We start from the raw sequence: 19,583 nt of genomic DNA on the forward strand, positions 1-19,583 counted from the left end.
AACCCACCCACCCGCAGTGATGGTATCGGAAGATCAAATAGGTGTTCGTCAACGAACATTGCTGCAGAACTTTTACGGAAACGATTATCCGACAAACTCGGCGGCGATTCACAGCGCATCCTTGGTTCGGTCCTACGCCGGCACCCTTTTGCCAGCTCTTTGGCTACACGTGATGTGTGCGAAACTGCTCGCTATGATTGACATCGGGGCAGCCAACCTGCCCGCGGGCGATCGTGACGACTTACGTCTAGGGTTGCAGCGATTGCGGGACTTGGTTGCCGGTGCGGCCACCGTCGGCAATCACGAGGAGTTCATGCAGGCGGCACTCTCGCAGCTCGGGCGGAGTATTCGCCTGTTTAATCGCGGTCGCGATCGTGTGGCAATTGAAGGAATCTACGTTCCACTAACAGATGTCGGCGTAGCTCGGACTCTCGCGGCTCCGCACCTCGGCTCTTCGGGACTGGTCGAGCTTGCGTTAGGCCTCGCGATTATCGGCCATGGCGAACGGCAAGGCCATTGGAGCTGTGCCGTCTCTGAACCACCCGATCCAAAATCCGGCGCTATCAATCTGAAAGGCATCGCGGGTAGTTGCCAAATTTTCTTCGCGAGCAGCGCTCATGCAACGGCGCAGATGTTTGCAGAAGGTCATTTGAACGACAACGACGACGCCGTCGTGGTGCACAGCTTCGCGCCACCAGAACGAGCTGCCCGAAATCCGACACGCGCGCCAGGGCGAACGGGTAAGGTTCAACTCCGTGAATTGAGTGTATCCTTGATTTCGAACGGCGCAGTGAGTCTTGACACTCTCCTGCAGCGGTTCAAGGCAGAGGCAGCGCTATGACCGAAACCACACCCGTCGAGCGCGTAGCGCGCATGCTGGAGGAAGCGAAGTTCCTACGCATAAAATCCCCGCTACAGATAGGTGGCTTGAAGTTTGAAGCCCCTGCCGCATTTGTAGGCCAATCACCGTCGCCTGACTTGGTAATCGTAGGAGATTCCGCCATGCAGACGGCGAGAGACCTGCAGACGATTATCGAAGGGATCGGGCGCGCGCTCGATGTTGTCCGGTCTCGCAGACCGCTCACGCTGGTGCTAGTGGGCCCCAGACTAGAGTCGAGCGCCTTAGCGCAGCTTTGCCGCTATGCCCGCGTCCTTCCCGTTGGTGAGACTGCAGACGACGCGAGTCTCAACAATTGGCTCGCGGTGCTCCTGCCGCTGAAGCTCCCCAAACCTGTGGAGGCGCGTGGTATCGATTGTCTCGAGGAACTCCGCACCTCCGCAAGCACGGAGGCTGTAGAGTTGATTGATCTCGCCACCAGCGGAGCCCAGGCCGTGGCTGATCGATATATAGGGATGGTCGAGGAGCCGTTCGAGGAAGACCATGAGTCTAATGGGAGCCAGGCATGAGTGCCCGTCTCACCTCGTTGCTTATCGAAGATTTTCGAAGCATCCGTGGAGTGCAACGGATTTCTCTAGATGCTCCTGTTGTCCTCATACACGGGCCCAACGGGACCGGCAAAACGAGCCTTCTGTCGGCTATAGAATTCGCTCTGACCGGATCTGTCGCGTCTCTGGGCCGCTTCGATCCCACCTATATCCAGTATCTGCCGCATAAGCTGAGCAAGACAGGAAGATGCCGTATTCAACTCGATGCGACGGGCCTTGCCTCAAAATCTGCTGAAGTGGAAGCTGACGGTTCGCGGATATGGGGCACCGCGCTGCTAAAAGAAGACCTGTCCAGGTTTTTCACCGAGCGGTGTTACCTTCCGCAAGCTGCGCTTGGACGTTTGCTTGAGCTTTATGAGCATCAGGACAGTCGGCGAACCGACTCCCCACTCACCCGGTTCGTCAAGGAGCTATTAGGGCTGGAAGCACTGGATGCGTTGATCGACGGCCTCCATGCGAGTGGTGACGTGCGAAGGTTTCGAGAACCGGCGCCCCGCTATTGGATGGCCCGTTCCGACTCCTCGTCTGCCTCGCGGAAGACCAATGCCGAGAACGCCAGGAAGAGCGCAACTGAGGTGCGAGCAGCTGCCGAAGGCGCTTTGACAGCCTTACTTGATGGTTTTGCTCCGCAGGGCACACCGCTACATGCGGCCTCTGTATCTCCTCACTTGAAGGGATTGCAGGAACAGGCGGATGATCGGCTCGCTGAATTAGCGCGTATACGCCGAGATCTGAATGCCGCAGGTCGTCAATTGGCCGATGCCGCCGGGGATGGAGTGAGCCAACGGCAGATCGTCGAGGCAGCGGCGTCGGCTGCTCGGCAAGCATTGGAAACTTGGGCCCGTGGGCCTGGAGCGCAACTGCGAAATTTGTTCGATTTGATCCGTGCCCGCTTCGTTCAGCTATCTGTATCAGATGCAAACCCGCTGGCTACGCACGAGGCCGCCACGAGCCTCGTCACGACCGAGTTCGAGAGAATACGAGTGTTGTTGGAGAGTGATCAAAGTGCTGAGAAAGAGCTCGGCGCTGTCCAAGAGTCACTGCGGCAAGGCAAAGCACGATTGGCGAACATCGAGGAGGAACTAGGGCGTGACAGAGGCGCGAATCAAGAACTAGCGCAAGCACTCACCGCAATCTCATCCCATATCCGAGATGAGACGTGTCCGGTCTGCGGTCGAGATTTTAGCGAAGTATCAGACACACCTTTGGCAGCGCATGTATCCCAAGAGGTGCAAAGGCTGATATCAGCGGCTGGCCGAGTGCAGAGCTTGATCAAAGATCGCTCTACAACAGTTGGAGCAATGAGCAACGCTCAGCGCCGCGAGAGCGACTTGACTGCGAGGCTATTGTCTCCAGAACAACGGAGCGCCAGCAAGCTAGACCTGGCACAGCTAAGTGAATGGAAGAACAGTCTCTCGGCTCAACTCGACTCGGCGACGGAGGGCACTCGCCTGCAGACACGGTCATTGGCCGCAGCACTCCAGCTTTCCGTTCTCAATACGCGACAAGCCGGCGTAGAGGGGCTAAGGGCCGAACTCGCACAGCATGCCGTCGCTTTAGGCCGCCCCATCGCATTGGAGGACGTCCCGATAGAATTTGTTCTCACCGATTTGACGGCCTTCGTAGAAAGTGAGGAAGCGTCGGCGCAGCAAATAACCCAGCGTCTCAGCGATATCGAAACAACCTTAAGCGAACTATCACTTGCCCGCGCCGCAGAGACGGCTACTGCTGCCACGCTTAAGGCGGCGACTGAAGAACTGGCGTTGACCAAGACACGCCGCGATGAGGCTGAGCGCCGTATCGCCGTCGGCAAGGAGTTGGCCACCCGCGCACAAGCGCTTCGCACCACCCAGGTCAAACAGGTCTTCAACGAAGAACTGAACAGCGTTTGGCAAGACCTCTTCATTCGACTTGCGCCAGAAGAGGCGTTCGTGCCCGCTTTCGCGCTGCCCGCTATCCCTGGTGGGTCGGTTGAGGCCATCCTTGAGACCATTTATCGATCTGGTGGCAAGGGAGGGAACCCACGTGCCATGCTTAGCGCTGGTAACCTGAACACTGCGGCCTTGACGCTGTTTTTAGCACTGAACCTCTCTGCTAAGCCCCTGCTGCCTTGGATAATCATCGACGACCCCGTGCAGAGCATGGACGATGTTCACATCTCGCAGTTCGCAGCGCTTCTTAGGACTCTGAAGCTTGTGGGACGACAGGTGGTTTTGGCTGTGCACGACCGCCAGTTGTTCGACTACCTAGCCTTGGAGTTGAGCCCAACGTTCAACGGCGATCGGCTCATCACCGTCGAGCTGGGCCGCAGCGCGGATGGCATGACGACCGCGCAATGGACGCCTATGGTCTTCGAACCGGACAGGGCCTTCGCTGCATAGGCTTTTGCAAACGTCTCCAACGCCTAACCTCGAACGACCGGCATCCGATTCTGTGACCAACAGCAGCACCTAGCGTAAGCGCTGTCCCGTTGGCACCTTTCGCGCGTTGTCGTGAGCGACGATGCTCGGAGCCTTTGAGGGCTTCGACACATGACGATTTCAGAGCTTACGCTTAAGTCCAGGGACGAGGAGCCGGTTCGACGGCTTGAGATATTCACGGGTTCTGGACGGCGGCGCGAATGGTTGCCGGAGGAGAAGGCGCGGATCGTGGCGGAAAGCTACGATGCTGGCGAGACCGTGAGCGCGGTGGCTCGGCGACATGCATTGTCCCCGCAGCAGCTGTTCGCCTGGCGCCGGTCCGCGCGGGTGCCGTTGGCGAATGCGCCGGCACCGGAGCCGTTGTTTGTTCCAGCGGTGGTCGCGGCACAGGAGCCCGAACCGGCGGGGAAGCGCGCGAGATCGACACGGAAGCGGAAGGCCGCGCGAGAAACCGGCGTGATAGAGCTGGAGATTGACGGCGTCGCCATGCGGGTCGGTCGTGGCGCCGACGCCAGGACGGTGGCGGCGGTGATCCGTGCGCTGAAGGCGCCGTCGTGATCGGGCCGACGGGTGTGGTCAAGGTGATGGTCGCGACGAAGCCGGTGGACTTCCGCAAGGGGGCCGAGGGCCTGGCGGCGCTGGTGCGCGAGACGATGGGCGCCGATCCGTTCTCTGGCGCGGTCTACGTCTTCAGGGCCAAGCGCGCCGACCGGGTCAAGCTGGTGTACTTCGACGGCACCGGCGTGTGCCTGCTGGCGAAGCGTCTGGAGGACGGGAAGTTCTGCTGGCCTGCCATCACCGATGGCGTGGTGAGGTTGTCGGCGGCGCAATTGCAGGCGCTCCTGGAAGGGTTGGATTGGCGGCGCGTGCATGACACCCGCGAGACGCGCGCGCCGGTCGCGGCAAGTTGATTCCATGGGAGGCTAGAGGCGCTGGCAAAGCATTGGAATGCATGATTGAATCGGCCTTGTGAGCAACCCGGCCGAGCCTCAGACCAACGATCCGATCGCGCTTCAGGCGATGCTCGCGGCGGAGCGCGCCGAGAACGAGCGGCTGCGCCAGATCATCAAGGAACTGCAGCGCCACCGCTTCGGCCGCAGAGCAGAGAGCCTGCCGGTCGACCAGCTGCTGCTGGGCCTGGAAGAGGCCGAGCAGATCGAGGCTGAAGGCTTCGCCGCGGAGGACACCGCCGATACTGCCAAGCGCGAGGCTCGCGCCAGGAAGCGCCGCGCCAACCGTGGATCACTGCCCGCGCATCTGCCGCGTATCGAGCAGATCATCGACATTCCCGACAAGATCTGCCCGTGCTGCAAGGGAATGCTGCATGTCATGGGCGAGGATCGCTCCGAGCGCCTCGACATCGTGCCGGCCCAATTCCGCGTCATCGTCACGCGCCGACCGAAATACGCCTGCCGGAGCTGCGAGGAGGTCGTGGTGCAGGCACCGGCTCCGCCACGGCTTGTCGAGGGCGGCATCCCGACTGAGGCGACCGTCGCCCATGTGCTGGTCTCCAAGTACGCCGACCATCTTCCCCTGTATCGCCAGGCGCAAATCTACGCCCGCCAAGGCGTGAACCTGGATCGCTCGACGCTTGCCGATTGGGTCGGCAAGGCGGCTTTCCTGCTCCGCCCCATCCACGAGCGGTTGTTCGAGCGGCTGAAGGCGTCCGGGAAGCTCTTCGCCGACGAGACCACGGCGCCGGTGCTCGATCCCGGGCGCGGCCGCACCAAGACGGGCCAGCTGTTCGCTTATGCTCGCGACGATCGCCCCTGGGGCGGGATCGCTCCACCTGGCGTCGCCTATCTCTATGCACCCGACCGCAAGGCCGAACAGCCACTGCGGCACCTTCAGGGCTTCGTCGGAATCCTGCAAGTCGACGGCTACGCCGGATACCGGGCGTTGGCCGAGCGCAATGCCGTGAGCCTGGCGTTCTGCTGGGCGCATGTCCGTCGACGCTTCTACGAACTGGCCCAGTCCGGGCCCGCGCCGATCGCCACGGAGGCGCTCCAGCGCATCGCCGAGCTCTACAAGATCGAGAACGAGATACGGGGACGCTCGCCTGAAGAGCGGCGCACCGCGCGCCAGGAGAGAAGCCGCCCCGTCATCGATACCCTCCAGCCATGGCTGCGCGAGAAGCTCGCCCTGGTCAGCCAGAAGAGCAAGCTCGCTGAAGCAATCCGCTACCCGCTCTCGCGCTGGGCCGGACTTGGTCGCTTCCTCGACGACGGCCGCGTCGAGATCGACTCCAACGTCGTCGAACGCTCGATCAGGCCAATCGCCCTCAATCGGAAGAATGCGCTCTTCGCCGGTTCCGACGGCGGTGGCGAGCACTGGGCGACCATCGCCTCGCTCGTAGAAACCGCGAAACTCAACGGCGTCGACCCGTACGCCTACCTCGCCGACGTCATCACCCGCATCGTCGCAGGCCATCCGCAAAGCCAGCTCGACGACCTGCTGCCCTGGGCCTATGCCCCCGCGCCACTCAAGGCCGTGGCCTGAGAACAGCGGTTACCACCTAGCTTCAATCCCCTCCAATCCTTCGCGCTAACCTAGCCGCCCAGCGACATCGCTTCGCGCTGGAGCGTCGCGCGATCGTTGCCATGCTTCCTGATGAGCTCCCGAACTTCAGGAATCAACCTGGGCCGCGTGGATCCAGCGCGCGATTTCTTCGGGCTTAGCGCCCTCGATGTCCAAATGAAGCTCCATGACCTTCTCCTGTGGCCAACCTGCCGACAGTGAACAAAAAGAGAACACAAGAGTCAAGATGATCTTGACTGGCGAGGAATATGTTCCTTATTTCCAGACTCGGTCTAGGCAAGAAGGGACCATGGCAAGGCGTCACCGCGCTGGCAGGCGAAGCTATGGAAAAGCGGCAGAGGACAATTTTCGGATCGAAGTTTGGGATCGAGAAGAAACCCAGCTCGTCGAGACGATATGCCGGTCACCGGATTTCTTTATCAGCCAAACCGCATGGCATGTCGCGATCCGGCGCCGGCCGGGAATGCTGCTGATCCACTACAACGCACGGCATGTGATGGAGAAGATGCTAACGCCTGGCGACGTCAAGATTGACCCTCAGGCCATCGTAGATGGCAGCGTGCACGCCGGCCTCGACGTCGCGCTCGGCGACCTCCGCGAATGGCACACGCTGCGTGCCTGGTGCAAGAACTGCTCTCACTATGCTGAAGTGAAGCCCGCCGGCCTTATCCGGCGATACGGCAAAGGCGCGCTTTTCAGTTCAGTGGAGAAAGCGTTGTTTTGCAGCGGCTGCGATCGCGGTGGACCGGTAAGGCTCGAGATTCACAAGTTGCCGAGGAACTGAAGTCTAAGAGAAAATTTTGCTGGTGCTGACCTGCTCAGTCCAATTCGTAAAAAGCCGCGCGGGCGCCTTTTGCTAGCGTTCAGGCAATCATTTGAACTCCCAGGCACCCGCCGCGTTCGGTCCGCCCGAGCTAATACCATCGCGTCTCATCATCGCCGCCATGGCACCGTCGATTGTGTGACCGGATGTGGGTTTGCCTTCCTCTTGCAACATATGCTGGAGATGTGCTGCGTCGTCCGCAGAATCCCCCATCGGCCAAAGCGCGGAGCTAGCAAGCTTGCGCTTCTTTTGCATGAGACTTTGAAGCAGCAAGTCGAAAGAGTGTTCGCGATATTCCGGATGGACTGCCATAGGCACGTGGACTGATATTGGTCTAGTTTGACCGAGGCGATGAACACGATCGTTGCACTGTTCCTCAACGGCCGGATTCCACCACCTGGACAAGTGGATCACATGGGTGGCAGCCGTTAGCGTTAGACCGGTTCCCGCAGCTTTTGGACCGAGAACCAGCAGATCAAATCCGCCATCATTGGTGAGGTGCTCCTGAAAGCGGTTCACTATCGCCTGACGCTTCTGAATGGGCGTGTCGCCATTGATGAGATCAACTCGGGCTAAGCCGAATTCGGCACGCACCAGTTCCATGAAGCGGAACTGCATCTGTCGGCTCTCAATGAACACCAGCGCTCGCTCACGCGCCGACCTGATGCGCCGCAATATGTCAAAAGTCGCTGCCAGTCGTCCTGACGCATCAATAAAATCCTGCGCGTCTTCTTGCGCGTCAATTGCTGGATGCACCGAAACAGAGCGAATATGGTGTAGCATCTTCAACGCAGCGCCGGGCCCACCACTTGCGAGCTTCACGCGAGCCTCCTCATAGCGGTCTGCCTGAAGCGGTGGCATGCCTCTGGGATGCATGAAACGTGACTTTGTCGGGAGGTCGCGAGCGACAGTCTCCTTCAAGCGTCGAAAGGCTAGTGGTGGCAAACCATTCTGCGTCTTGAATACGCGAGAATGGAGTTCCGACATGTTGTCTTCGTCCGGTGTTCCATATCGATCGCGGAATTCTCGTAGCGACCCCAGAGCGCCTGGAGCGAGCTGATCCATAATGGCCCAAAGATCGACTGTCGAATTCTCGATCGGCGTTCCTGTGAGACCTATACGGAAATCGGCATTCATTGCCCTGGCTGCGTTCGCTGCGAGGGTGCCAGGGTTCTTGATATTCTGGATCTCATCGAAGACGGCGGCCGCGAAGGGAATCTTGCCAAGCGAATGCTGATAGTTGGTGAGCGTCGTGTAGGTGGTGAGGATCCAGGTAAGGTGCCCCGCCCCAGCGCTGAGCGCACCACGGATATCAGAGAAGTCCAACTGAGATTCGCCGTTCTCGATATCGCGCCCATTCGCCCCTGCAAGCTTCCTCGCCCCCGTAGCGGATCCATAGAGTCGTATGAGATGACCGAGCCCTGGCGACTCCACGTGTTGAGCGACCTCCAGTTCCCAGTTCTCAAGCAATGAGGTCGGAGCCACAATCAAAACTGGACCGCGGCCCGCTGTTCCGTCACGCTTCATGTGCTCGTTGAGCCACGTCAGGAATGCGATTGTCTGTAGCGTTTTACCCAAGCCTTGTTCATCGGCATTGAGGACCCCTGGCATTCCAGCCTTCCAAGACTCAATCTGCCAGGCCAAGCTCTCGACCTGGTGGTCTTTGAGCCTGGTCTTGATCGCGTGAGGAACACCGTCGCTGTGATTTGACCGTCGAGGTCCTCGGGTAGGACGCCAAGTAACGTCCTCGAAGTTGACCTCGGTCTTCAGGACTACGGGGCCATTCCGGGCCACCTCAACGTCATCCGGTTCCGCCTCTGCAGCTTTCCGCGATTGGAGCCGTCCCTCCAGAATCTGCAGCGTCTGGTTGTTCGCAGGAAGCTCAATGTCACCGAACGGCAGAGCTGCTTCCTTACGTTCAATAGCCATTCGGACGCGATCACGCAGGTCCTCAAGTTTGGAGGTTGAGAGGTTGTCTAGGCGCTTGAGCACCGCCTCCGCGAAGGCCTCAGGCAACCAAGTCGTGCCACTTGATGCGGATTCGGTCACCGGGTTGCCAGCGTAGACTTCGATGCCGGTCACGCGATCTGAGAACCGGGAATATTCCTCCGTCTCAATTAACAGTGGTCCAGCCGCAGCCTCGACTGCTTCCTCTTGAGCTGCCGAAGACAATTCCTGGAAACCGCTCTGCCGTCGAAGATGCGCCTCTACCGCCTCCGTTATTCGTGCACGAGGGTTACGCACGAATGCCCGACGCTCCTCCGGGGGCGCGCGCTGCATGTCGGTCATGACTTTAAGCGCGGCGCTAGCGCTACGGTCAACGACCAGGAACTTCCCCGGAGCGAGTCGAAATGCATTGAGCGCACCGCGCTCGCGCAATCGTCGCTGAAATTGGACGAGATCGGCGCCGCCGAGCTCGGCCATCGCCTCACTCGTGACGATTTCAGGATCGAGCCTGTCATTGGCAAAGGGTAACACCTCGAAGTCGTCACCATCGTGTGTCGGGCTGATCGAGAATCCGTCCGCGAGCGAGACCTCCAAGCCGGAGAGGAAATCCGTCATCGAAAGCCGCGCCATGGCACTATCTGCGGACATATCGACACCTGGCTCAAGTGTCTTGCGAAAGCGTGCCAAGGCCTCCCAGTGCTCCGCGTCGTCCTTGGATTTGCGAAGCCCTTCTGCAATCTGAATCGCCTCTAGCATCCATATGGGCAGTCGCTGCAAGCCTCGGTCCGTTTCGAGTATGGCTCCAGTTCTCTTCGGAGTTCGTTGTTGACCCGACCGCAGCCATTGGACTTTAAGTCGAAAACCTTCGGTCCCGAGCACCCCCTCTGCATCAGTGCGCAAGGTCAGGTCAGTAAGGGCAGGTAAGCCCATCTCAACAGCGGTGGAGTTGTCCAGTGCTGCGGCCAATCGATGTCCGAGTGTGATGCGATCCGACGAAATCTGAATAGATTCGTCGAGTAGGTCGGCCGTGGATTTGAGATCTGCAAGAGCCAGGACCAGCCGACGTTCGGCGCCTGAAAGGGTTTCAAGATCAATCTTTCTGCCGGGCATAAAACGTCCCAGCAGGCCTGAGCGGTCGGGCAGGAGGCGCAGCATGATTTTGGAAGCGTCGTAGCTGAGTTCAAATGTCATCGGGACAAAGCCATCAGAACCCGGGATTGCCAGTCGCCCTGATGAGCGATGGCATCGAGGTTCGAGAGGTTGCGAATATCTGCCACGTCGTAACGCGGTCTATAAAGCTCAGGGGTGAGTGGCTGATCTGCCCTGAAGAAATGCACTCTAAAGTTGAACGTTCCTTCAATGACGACTTTGTTGCGGATTCGCATGACGAGGAGTGACTTGTCGCGATCGCCCACCTGACGGCCGAAGCGCCGTCCGCTTTGACGGATATCCGTCGGCAACTTCGACAAAGCCGCGCGATGGCCTTCATCGTTGAAAGCGATCCAGACTTCATCGATGCGTCCCTGCTCATGGAGTGTCCACCAGAACTTTTCCCGGTCGGCCCACATGTGACCGCGTTCAACCTCGGTTAGAACCCGGAACAAGAACCGGATATCCGCACCCATCAGCCAGCGCAGGAAAACCTGAACCAAAGCTGGATCTACTTCACTCCACGCAGGATGTGGATTAACCCGAGGATGACTGTAGAGCTGTGTCAATCGATCGACCAGGAGGCTCTGAATCTCGGCCGAAGGGTTCCGTGTCCGCCAATGGCTCAGCAGAACTTCGATCGCCGCACCCGCTCCAACCTGTCTCAGCGCACGATCATCCGGCTTCAGCCAACCCAGCAATCGCTCAATTTCATTGAACGTTGTGAGTTTCGGCCCGATGGTCTTGAGAAACTCGAGGTGAGCCACGTCCATTAGACCGGGCGCATGTGGCTGATGCAGTCCCAGGGCCCGAAGGCCATGCCACGGGTCCGGCATGCGTTCCATCATGGCGGCAAGCGCAGACGGCGCACTCTGCGCGTCGAGCAATTCAGGGACGTTCTCTAGGAGGGGCTGCCAGCGAGCTCCGATACTGGAGCGAGAATGTTGCAGCGCTTCAGCCAAGTGCACCGAATGGGCCCTGCCTGTCTCGAAGCTCTCGATATAGATCCGCACCATGGGGTTAAGAAAACCATGCCGTGTCGTTGCGCGAATCTCCGCACACAGGAAGCGGCGAATTTCGGCCAGATCATCGCGAAACCGGTGTCCTGCGGCGTAGACGAGAGAAGCTATGCGCGTCACGAAACTCATTGGCACCTTGTGCCAATCGTTTTCTCTTATTCTGCGCTGCATCTCGGCGAAGAGCCGTTCAGCATCCCGCTCTGGAGGCTTTTCGGGTGCGTCATATCTGTCCAGAACCCGACGGATGTTCCGCTCGATCAACTCAAACGACGGCGGGGACGGAGTCGCGAGCGGTGCTAGAACGCCAAGTCGGCTGGACAGGGTCGGTTGGTGTGCTTCGCTGGTCACGGGCTACTCATTCGAGATCCGATGAGCAGCGCATCGCGGACCTTGTCGATCTCATCGGTGTCATGGGGGACATACATGATAATTCGCAGATCAATGCGCCGGTTCGTTGCTTTGTCTTCGACAGTGTCATTGGAAGCGATTGGACGCATCCGACCATACCCAGCCACAGATAAGACCGGTTGCCGCTGGAAGTTGAGGAAATTCAGCAGGCTCTCTTGGTGCGTGGTCATCGCACGGAACGTGGTCGTAGCACGATTGGTGGATAGCACGAGATTTGCCATGTCGTCGCCGTCGGAGTCTGTGTGGCCTTCGATCTGAACGGCTTCGATAAGAGCGAACCCCGAATTGCAATTCGCGTCGAATCTGGCGTCACCACCCAGTGTGTAGCAAGGCAATATTTCGTGCAGCCGATTTGCCAAAACCTGCACAAGGCGCAGCCTGTCTGGGAGGAGCGTAGACTCCCCACGCTTAAAAAGCCCTTCGCCCTGGAAGCGAAGCGACTCTTCACTCAGCATCAACTGGATACCCGGAAAATCGAGCGCGATACGGTCGCTCAACTGCTGAAGGATGCGCCGCCGAGCCTCCATGCTGTTGTTGATATATGCTTCGAGAGGATTTGGCTTTCTTAACCTTTCCAGTTCAGCCTCGAGCTGAGCTATCCGGGACTTCAGCTCGACAATTTCTTTGTCCGCCCGTTCACGGGCTGCGATGGCCGCGTCACGCTCCTTTAGAATTTGCGCGACGCGTTGCTCCAAGCCTTTGAGCTCTTCAGCCAATGCGTCGCGTTCGGCCAAGACTTTCTCGTATTTGGGAAGAGGCACCACTTCTGACGGTTTGTATTGACTCGCGAAAAAGGCGAGCAGCAGGATGACGATGAAGAGAAACCCTACCGTCATGTCCGTCATGGACACAAACGCGGACTCCTCTTCCTCCTCGTGCCGCCGACGACGCATGGAGGCAGCTCGCATCAGCTACGCCCCTGCTGGGGCTGGAACTCTTGCAGTCCATCAAGGATGGTTTGAAGTGTCGACAACGCCGTGTTCAACTGACCCGCCATAGACTGAACATGGCTGCGAACGGCCTGCATCGCCTGTTCGGTCTGGCTGGCGTAGAGGTCAAACGCATGGCCAAGCTTCTCGTCGATCGTATCAAGGCGATCACCTTGACCGCGCAACCGCTCAAGCATGGTCGTCACCGCGGCAAGCGAACTTTCGACCCCTTGGCGCTCCGCGGCAATCGTTGCGCGCGCTGCCTCCAATGTCTGGGCGGCCGCCTCCGCGGTTGCGCGTGAGCTTTCCCTGACCGTTGCAACGGCATCGCGGGTGCCGTCCGCAAACTGGCGGAGCGTGCCCTCGATGCGCTCAGAGGTCGCTCGCACCGGCGCCGCAGCTGCGACGAGTTCCTGAGATGCCCCACGGAAGGTGCCCGCGGCTTCAGCGCTGGCCGACGCGCCGTCGCGCACGGCATCCGCAAGCCTTCGCATCTGGTCAACACCGCCGGTGAGCGAACTCACCATGCCGTCGAGCTGGCGTGCGATTGCTTCTATCGGAGCTATCAGATCATTGCCCGCCCTTGAGGAAAGGGCTTGGGTCATTCCGGTGATGTCGGCACCCGCCTTGCTGAATGCCTCCAGCATTGACTGTCCAGCTGCACCAATTGCCTTGCCCGCATCTTCGCCCGCGACCTCCAGGCGAGCCTTTGCCGCGTCGGCACCATTACGCGCCGCGGTCTCCATTTCACTGCGCATGGTTCCAGCAGCGTCGCGCATGTCTGCCGCTGCGGCCGAAATCGCGCGCGCACCCTCACCGGTGTTATCGCGAATACTTTCCAGTGTCCGGTTCATAACACCAAGCAGTTGCTCGGCGCCTTGACTGAACACGCCGGATGCGGATTCCGCAGAAGCCGACATCGCTCCGCGCAACTCGTCCACGGCCTGGGCGACACGCGCAACAGCTGTCTCCATCTCGCTTCCCATCCGGCCAGAGGACTGGTCCATGCGCTCGGCCAATTGGCTGATCTTATCGCCAGCGCGTGCTAGGTGTTCACTAGCCAGCCCAAGCGCACCGGCGACTCCTTGCGTCACCTGCTGCGATAGGTCCGTCGCCATAGTCGAAATGCTCTCGGTGCCCTGTTGGCTGACTTTGTCCAAGAGGGGCTGCATGGCTGTCGTAATCGAGGACGAAATAGCCTGAGGAAGCTCGGTTTTTAAAGGCCCACCGATCTCCGCAATCATCTGCAAAGTGAGTTGTCGTTGGTGTTCGCGACTTTCGATCGTGGCGCGAAGCTGATCGGCGGCAATCTGCTCCAAGCTGGCAAAATTAATCCGGCCTTCAACCGTCCTACAAAGCCGATGCAACTGTTCATCAAGACTGCCGACCAAGAAGCGAAGCCCAATCGTAAGCACGATCGAACAGACCAGTCCGGTCAAAGACATGATGAACTTGGCCGATGCAATCCGCAGCAGGTTGGCCATTGCCGTCTCGTCGATGCGCTCTCCAGATAGCGCATTCAGCGCCGCGATAAGCCCCAGAAAGGTGAGAGCAAGGCCTATTGAGACAAAGAGCCCCGGCCAGATTCGATAGAAGCCTTGGCCAAAATGCAAATCCTCGATGTTGAAGAACGCCGATGGACGCACCGAGTTGCGAAGCAGCGGTTCGCCGCTTGAATTATCGATGAACAACGTCTCGTCGAATTCGCTCCACGCTTCACGGAGAGCTTCCTGTTCTTTGCCTCCCTTCTGGCTGTTGAACCATGCGCTGATTTTTTCGCGACCTTGAAGCAGTGGCGAGTCGCCACTGCCTAGTTCGCGACGCAACCGTTTGATCGAGCCGATCCGCTTATGAAAGGTGAACCAGGCACGGGCAAAGATGACCACGAGCGCTACCAGCAGCACGATCACAACGATGCCTGGCGCCGCATCACCCGTCAGGAATGACGCAGCGGAAAGAACCAGGCCCTTTACCAGGGTTCCCAGCTCAAGAACTAAACTAAACATCCCTGCTACTTCACCCCTCCGCTGGAGGAGCCTCCAGCATTTACCGCCCCATCCAGCGAAGCTCCAACATTCACCGTCGAGTTTCTACTGCTACATGACTTTATCCACTGCGAAGGGTCCCATGCAATCCGCGATGTCGAAGTCAATTTAAACAGTCGTGCTAATGTCGGATATGATTCAGGCATGCAAAGTAACGCCGGCTGTCGGCGACGCTTGTTAGCGATATGAAATGGGTGCAATTTCAGCTCACTTGAGAGTTGCGAACAGAATGGCACGATATCGGCTCAGCAAATTTCATGACCTGCACTCCGGGCTGACGGTCGGAATGATCGCGACGAAGAGGTCGGATTTCGTCGCTTGTCAAATGACGACCAGCCTTCGCGATCTGGTAGCCGGTAACAGCGAGAAGTTCAGCTACATGCCGGTTGTCCAGCAGGGCAGCGAGTCCGAGCACGTAGTCGGCGTCGTGCATCTTGAACCCTACTTCGAGACGCCTCCTCCCGAAAAATCCGTTGGTGAGGCGTTTGAACGACTGAGCGAAAAATACCTAATAGGCGCGGATGCCAGCATTCTCTCCTTCGTCTTGGAAGCCGATCTTCATCCCTTCCGACTTCTAGTTTCCGACAATGGCATTATCGGATTAGTCAGCCTGTCAGATTTACAAAAACTTCCGGTCCGCGCCGCTCTCTTTGGGCTTGTGACGGAGTTGGAGATCGCAATGACCGAAGCCATAAGGGCCAAAGATCCAGACCAGATGCTTTGGCCCAGCTTTATGTCCGAAGGCCGGCGCTCGTCGATGGAGAGCCGGATCAAGCTCGCGCGATCAACGGGCGGCATTGTCGACGAACTTCTCTACACGGAATTCTGTGACAAGCGAGATATACTGATGAAGCTGCTATTTCGTGATGACCCACGGCGCGCGCACTTTGTCAAAAACCTAAAGCAGATCGAAAGCTTGAGAAATCACCTCGCACATGCAAACGACTATGCCGACAACAACGAAAGGTCCGCCGGTGTCTGTTCGGTAGTTCGCGATATCATCTCAATCCTAAACATCCTCCGACCCAACGAGGTAGGATAACCTAAGCCGGAGCGACGACCGCTGGTCCAGGCCATATCTGGAGCGCCGCCTCAAACAGTGTCTTTGCACGTTCGTTTATCTGCTCCTCGCTCCAGACATCCGACCACCGATCAAGCAGCTTCACATTCATCTGCAGTTTCGAGTGCGCCTTGAGGGCGACTGATTTGCAGTTTGCCTTGCCATCGGCGCGCGGCGGGAGTTTCCAGGCCGAGTTTGACAGCGATGGGTTCAGTGCATCGCTGACCAGCGTAAGATTGCCGATCCCGTGAAGCGCGCGATCCCGGTTGAGTCGTTCCGTTTCACCGCCTTCGATGGGCCAATGGTCCCGCCATTTCTGAGGCATGATGTGCTCGATCGTAAGTTTGGAGAAATCGAAGCCTACCACAGGTTCGCCAAGTGCTCCTGGCGCCTGGTAGTGCTCTTCCAGAGCCTGAAGGATCATAAGGACGCGTCCGCGGCGAAAGTAGCCGTAGAAGACCCGGCTGCCCCAATCCGACTTGAAGCGTGTGTCGTCAGGCCAGAACAAGGTGCCTTTGATTGCGGTCAGATATTTAGAGATCGCGGGGGAAACAGGCATTGCGCCATCCACAGCGTGAATAACGTCGATAAGTTCGATCGCCAAAGTTCCGTAGCCCCTGGTTTGGGCACCGCAAACCATGCGTCTGACCAGGTAACTCTCCAAGATCTCCGCCACCGCATCCCTATCAGCGTCTGACCCTTTACGGTCCATGACGGCCAGCAACACCGGTTGAAATACCGACATATCCAACGGTTTCAGCCGCGCGCAAAACGTCGCGAAGCGTGACCGGCCAGTTGGCTGATCGATCTGGCGGAAGAGTTTGCCGTGCAAATGAATGTCATCCATCAGTTGATGAACGGACTGCAATTCCTCGGGGGAAACCCGCCGCTCCGCATGTTTCAGGAATTGATCGTATAAGTGGCTCGCAGAGACCGACTGACGAACTCGACAAGTGAGCCAGTTTTGGAGGAACGTGTCCACACGGGCCCGCGCCGCATGCCCTGTGCCTATCTTCTGGCGCCAATAGCCAGGATCGCGATCGAAACTGCTCCAGTATTGCTCATAGGGCGCGGTCGCGTCGACGTTTCGTCTCGCGAACTGCCACAGAAGCCAGTTCTTGATCAGATCGGCCGGCAACAGCGGCGTGCCATGGGCGTTAAGCGTTTCGAAGATCGCCTGGGGTTCGTCGGAACTGTCCAAGTCCAGAACGATGAGGCGAAGATGGTCTTTGAGCGCGGAAGAAAGCGCCGGCACCCGGTGCTCTGCCGGCCCTTTAGCTAACCACGCTCGCATCGATTCGACAAAGAAGGCGTAGGCTTCCGCCATACGCGTCTTGACGCCCACCAAATCATGGGAGGCAGGTGCATCCATGACCTGTCGAAACGCGGCCCGATCCTCGTTGGTCGGCCAGACCTTGTATTTCTCTTCCTCTTCATATCCCGGCGGGTTCGCAGTCAGGGCTTCGAGCCGAGGAACCTCGATCCGGGCGGCCCTCTCGGCGTCCTCGTTGCCCGAGCCTATGATCTCGCCGAAGGCGTGCTTTGCGGCCTGAAGCACGATCTGCAATGTCGTAAGCCGCTGCTGGCCGTCGATGACTTCCCGCCTCGTCACACGTCCGCTGGGTGTGTCGGTCTGCTCGAGGACGACCGTTCCAAGGAAATGGCCCGCGACCTTCTTACCGCCTGCCGTGAGAAGGCGATCCGCCAAGTGGGACAGGTCGTCCCAGAGCGGCTCCCATTGTTCTTCCTTGCCCCACACATAGGGCCGTTGAAACAAAGGCACCAAATGTCTGGTTTGAGTTCCAAAAATGTTGGCAAGTGGATGATAGGTAGGTTGCAAGCCGAATCCCCGCGATTTCTTTCGTTTATTGGGCAATCTAGATCATATCGGGCTGATCATTAGCAACGGTATTCGCCCACTGAAATACTCTTTGCTGCTCCTCCCGCAGAAACTCGTCAGGCTCGGTGACGGAGAGGCCGAGTTCACGTGCTACGGAAATGAAGCCGGCTAGACTGTCTGGCTTTAGGTCTCCCGATCCGACGTGGTCCCCATTGACAACAATAGCTGATATCAGTGGCCAACCTCGCCGATGCGCGTATTCACAGAGCCGCGTCAGATGGTCCCCCATCTGCCAGTGCACCCTTGACCAATCCGCGCCGCTTTCATCTGCGATTTGCTTGTAGGAGAGAAAATGACCCGCAACTGCCGCTTGGCGAATGACGGCGAGCGTCGTCTGGAAATCCAGTGCAGGACTCTTCAACCGCTCTCTCGCCGCTAGGATAGCTGGAAAGATCGGGTCGCTTTCGCGCCCTCCTCTTCGGTAGTTCGCGACCAGGTTTTCGAGCTGGTCGAGCGAATAGCTAGCTAGCTTTTGAGCGTCCACGATCGTCCTCAACTCTCGCGCAAGTGACCCTCATAGGAAGCCGTGGCGGGCGCGATGCCAGGCGAGGTTTGTGAGATGACCCGGCTTGAGATCGAGTAGTGGTGACGACGTCTCGACACGCAAGGCCAGACGCGCGTCATCGCCGACAGACGGTGAGAACAGAGCCGATCCGTCATCACTGAAAGAGACCAGCCCGGCATCGAACGCCGCGTCCCACAAGGCTGACAGAAGAAGTCCGTTGTGAACGTCAAGGCGCTGCGCATCACTGTCACACAACGCCCATGGCACAATGTGTGAGGCGCGAAGCAGAGCCAGTTCGGTGATGCCTGTCAGCGGGCAGCGGTCTCGCCAATATCGCAGCAGCGCCTTCCGAAAAATGTCCTGGCCGACACGCTGGAGGGCGAGTCGCTCCACTTCCGTCGTTGCGGGAAGATCTTTAACGACCGCCTCAAACTGCTGAAGCGGAGCATCCGGCAGGCTGTCACCTAGACGATAAGCCTGATCGATCGCGTCGTAGAGTTCTGATAAGGCTTCGAAACGATATCGCGCTAGCCCAGGCCCCGCAATATCCGCTTTCGGGGTCGCGAGCTCGGCAACAAGGCCAGGGTGATCGAAGGCCGCGAACCAAGGCCCATGGACGCCCGCTCCTGCGAGAAACACTTGGCCATGGGCGGTAGTCGACGCATAACATTGCCAACCATTGGCCTGGCCACGTTCAATCCTGAATCCTTTGGCATAAGCAGCTTTCCGCAACTCCGTCGCGACCATTGAGCCCGGTGGGTTTTGGGGAATGTTAGCTGGCCCCAGGGGCTGGTCCTTCATTTTCTTGAGCTTGGCGCGCGCATTGAGGTGTTTGCCGTAAGTTGCGAGAAAACGATTGAGTTCAGTGATAACGTCGGCGTCGGTCGCCTTGTCCACCAAGACGAACGCATCGTTCAGCGGCTTGGCATTTCCTTCGGTATCCCAACCGTGCAGTTCGGCATTTTCCCGGCTTTCAAGATACCTCTCAGCATTCATATCGCGGTATCCAATAAACTTTGATGGTCCGAACAACCAGGCGCCTGGTCGATCAGGAATCGCATACCAGTCAATGTGGTTGCTGAGGCGATTCTGGAGTTCCGCAGAATCAGTCAAATCGCGATTATATCGGCGGATGTTGTCGGTCACTTGCTCCAAATTTTCGACGAGTCCAAATTCTCTATTCACAACTCCCCCAAAGAATAATTTCTACACGGTCCCCTAATCTTCTTTTTCGACCCGCAAGCGCAAACTCTATGATCGATCTATCTTAGATATCATCCCGCTTGGTCGTTTCAATTCGTCGAAAATTTTCTTCCAAGATCGTGGCGGCAGAATGCAGATATTATCCTCCCGCACGAACGCGCACTTACCCGGCGTCGAATTGTTTTTACAAA

Annotated in this window: 14 protein-coding genes and 1 pseudogene; 8 read left to right on the forward strand and 7 right to left on the reverse strand. The window is 58.4% G+C overall.

All coding sequences use genetic code 11. The features are described 5' to 3' along the window. The 7 genes and pseudogenes from FJ978_RS32715 to FJ978_RS07195 form a co-directional block, all read left to right on the forward strand. Nucleotides 1-841 (forward strand): annotated as a pseudogene (locus tag FJ978_RS32715) (hypothetical protein); the annotation flags it as partial. Next, nucleotides 838-1,407, forward strand: coding sequence for a hypothetical protein (locus FJ978_RS07165; protein ID WP_140571288.1), 570 nt, complete (start codon nucleotides 838-840; stop codon nucleotides 1,405-1,407). The pseudogene FJ978_RS32715 and the gene FJ978_RS07165, both read left to right, overlap by 4 nt. Further along, nucleotides 1,404-3,827 carry an AAA family ATPase gene (locus FJ978_RS07170; RefSeq protein WP_140571290.1) on the forward strand — a complete coding sequence of 808 codons (2,424 nt, stop codon included), beginning with the start codon at nucleotides 1,404-1,406 and terminating at the stop codon, nucleotides 3,825-3,827. Before FJ978_RS07165 ends, FJ978_RS07170 begins: the two co-directional genes overlap by 4 nt. A 150-nt stretch (nucleotides 3,828-3,977) precedes the next feature. After that, on the forward strand, nucleotides 3,978-4,424 hold the full coding sequence (locus FJ978_RS33380) for a transposase (protein ID WP_140571292.1): 447 nt from the start codon (nucleotides 3,978-3,980) through the stop codon (nucleotides 4,422-4,424). Next, nucleotides 4,421-4,777: an IS66 family insertion sequence element accessory protein TnpB gene (tnpB, locus tag FJ978_RS07180; protein WP_140571295.1), complete on the forward strand. Its 357-nt coding sequence runs from the start codon at nucleotides 4,421-4,423 to the stop codon at nucleotides 4,775-4,777. The genes FJ978_RS33380 and tnpB overlap by 4 nt, the downstream gene beginning before the upstream one ends. Nucleotides 4,778-4,886: 109 nt before the next feature. Further along, nucleotides 4,887-6,365 (forward strand): IS66 family transposase, encoded by a 1,479-nt coding sequence (locus FJ978_RS07185; protein WP_140571861.1) that lies wholly within the window; start codon nucleotides 4,887-4,889, stop codon nucleotides 6,363-6,365. Between the two features lie 205 nt (nucleotides 6,366-6,570). Beyond that, a complete protein-coding gene (locus tag FJ978_RS07195) occupies nucleotides 6,571-7,188 on the forward strand; it encodes a hypothetical protein (protein WP_246678084.1) in 618 nt (205 codons plus the stop codon). Between the two features lie 87 nt (nucleotides 7,189-7,275). Here FJ978_RS07195 and FJ978_RS07200 read toward each other — a convergent pair whose 3' ends face one another. From FJ978_RS07200 to FJ978_RS07215, 4 genes are all read right to left on the reverse strand, one after another. Next, nucleotides 7,276-10,365: a DEAD/DEAH box helicase gene (locus FJ978_RS07200; RefSeq protein ID WP_140571299.1), complete on the reverse strand. Its 3,090-nt coding sequence runs from the start codon at nucleotides 10,363-10,365 to the stop codon at nucleotides 7,276-7,278. Further along, entirely contained in the window at nucleotides 10,362-11,690 is a 1,329-nt protein-coding gene (locus FJ978_RS07205; RefSeq protein WP_140571301.1) for an EH signature domain-containing protein, read from the reverse strand. The genes FJ978_RS07200 and FJ978_RS07205 overlap by 4 nt, the downstream gene beginning before the upstream one ends. Beyond that, complete coding sequence (locus FJ978_RS07210; protein ID WP_181180377.1) at nucleotides 11,687-12,595, reverse strand: OmpA family protein; 909 nt, start codon at nucleotides 12,593-12,595, stop codon at nucleotides 11,687-11,689. The genes FJ978_RS07205 and FJ978_RS07210 overlap by 4 nt, the downstream gene beginning before the upstream one ends. Nucleotides 12,596-12,657: 62 nt before the next feature. Then, entirely contained in the window at nucleotides 12,658-14,685 is a 2,028-nt protein-coding gene (locus FJ978_RS07215) for a hypothetical protein (RefSeq protein ID WP_140571305.1), read from the reverse strand. A 325-nt stretch (nucleotides 14,686-15,010) separates the two neighbouring features. Between FJ978_RS07215 and FJ978_RS07220 the strand changes: the two genes are divergently transcribed. Further along, nucleotides 15,011-15,766 (forward strand): hypothetical protein, encoded by a 756-nt coding sequence (locus FJ978_RS07220; RefSeq protein ID WP_181180378.1) that lies wholly within the window; start codon nucleotides 15,011-15,013, stop codon nucleotides 15,764-15,766. Between the two features lies 1 nt (nucleotide 15,767). Here the strand turns inward: FJ978_RS07220 and FJ978_RS07225 are convergent, their stop codons facing one another. The 3 genes from FJ978_RS07225 to FJ978_RS07235 are packed head-to-tail and all read right to left on the reverse strand — an operon-like array spanning nucleotide 15,768 to nucleotide 19,335. Continuing rightward, nucleotides 15,768-17,624, reverse strand: coding sequence for a DUF262 domain-containing protein (locus tag FJ978_RS07225; protein WP_181180379.1), 1,857 nt, complete (start codon nucleotides 17,622-17,624; stop codon nucleotides 15,768-15,770). A gap of 37 nt (nucleotides 17,625-17,661) precedes the next feature. Next, entirely contained in the window at nucleotides 17,662-18,168 is a 507-nt protein-coding gene (locus FJ978_RS07230; RefSeq protein WP_140571311.1) for a hypothetical protein, read from the reverse strand. A 30-nt stretch (nucleotides 18,169-18,198) separates the two neighbouring features. Beyond that, nucleotides 18,199-19,335: an HNH endonuclease signature motif containing protein gene (locus tag FJ978_RS07235; protein WP_246678085.1), complete on the reverse strand. Its 1,137-nt coding sequence runs from the start codon at nucleotides 19,333-19,335 to the stop codon at nucleotides 18,199-18,201. Nucleotides 19,336-19,583 lie beyond the last annotated feature (248 nt).

It is taken from the genome of Mesorhizobium sp. B1-1-7, assembly GCF_006442705.1.
Taxonomy (GTDB): Bacteria; Pseudomonadota; Alphaproteobacteria; order Rhizobiales; family Rhizobiaceae; genus Mesorhizobium; species Mesorhizobium opportunistum.

Coding starts and splice junctions, on each gene's coding strand:
- FJ978_RS07200 (WP_140571299.1), bottom strand. CDS start 10,365: ATGACATTTGAACTCAGCTACGACGCTTCCAAAATCATGCTGCGCCTC.
- FJ978_RS07165 (WP_140571288.1), top strand. CDS start 838: ATGACCGAAACCACACCCGTCGAGCGCGTAGCGCGCATGCTGGAGGAA.
- FJ978_RS07185 (WP_140571861.1), top strand. CDS start 4,887: ATGCTCGCGGCGGAGCGCGCCGAGAACGAGCGGCTGCGCCAGATCATC.
- FJ978_RS07170 (WP_140571290.1), top strand. CDS start 1,404: ATGAGTGCCCGTCTCACCTCGTTGCTTATCGAAGATTTTCGAAGCATC.
- FJ978_RS07215 (WP_140571305.1), bottom strand. CDS start 14,685: ATGTTTAGTTTAGTTCTTGAGCTGGGAACCCTGGTAAAGGGCCTGGTT.
- FJ978_RS07220 (WP_181180378.1), top strand. CDS start 15,011: ATGATCGCGACGAAGAGGTCGGATTTCGTCGCTTGTCAAATGACGACC.
- FJ978_RS33380 (WP_140571292.1), top strand. CDS start 3,978: ATGACGATTTCAGAGCTTACGCTTAAGTCCAGGGACGAGGAGCCGGTT.
- FJ978_RS07195 (WP_246678084.1), top strand. CDS start 6,571: ATGACCTTCTCCTGTGGCCAACCTGCCGACAGTGAACAAAAAGAGAAC.
- FJ978_RS07210 (WP_181180377.1), bottom strand. CDS start 12,595: ATGACGGACATGACGGTAGGGTTTCTCTTCATCGTCATCCTGCTGCTC.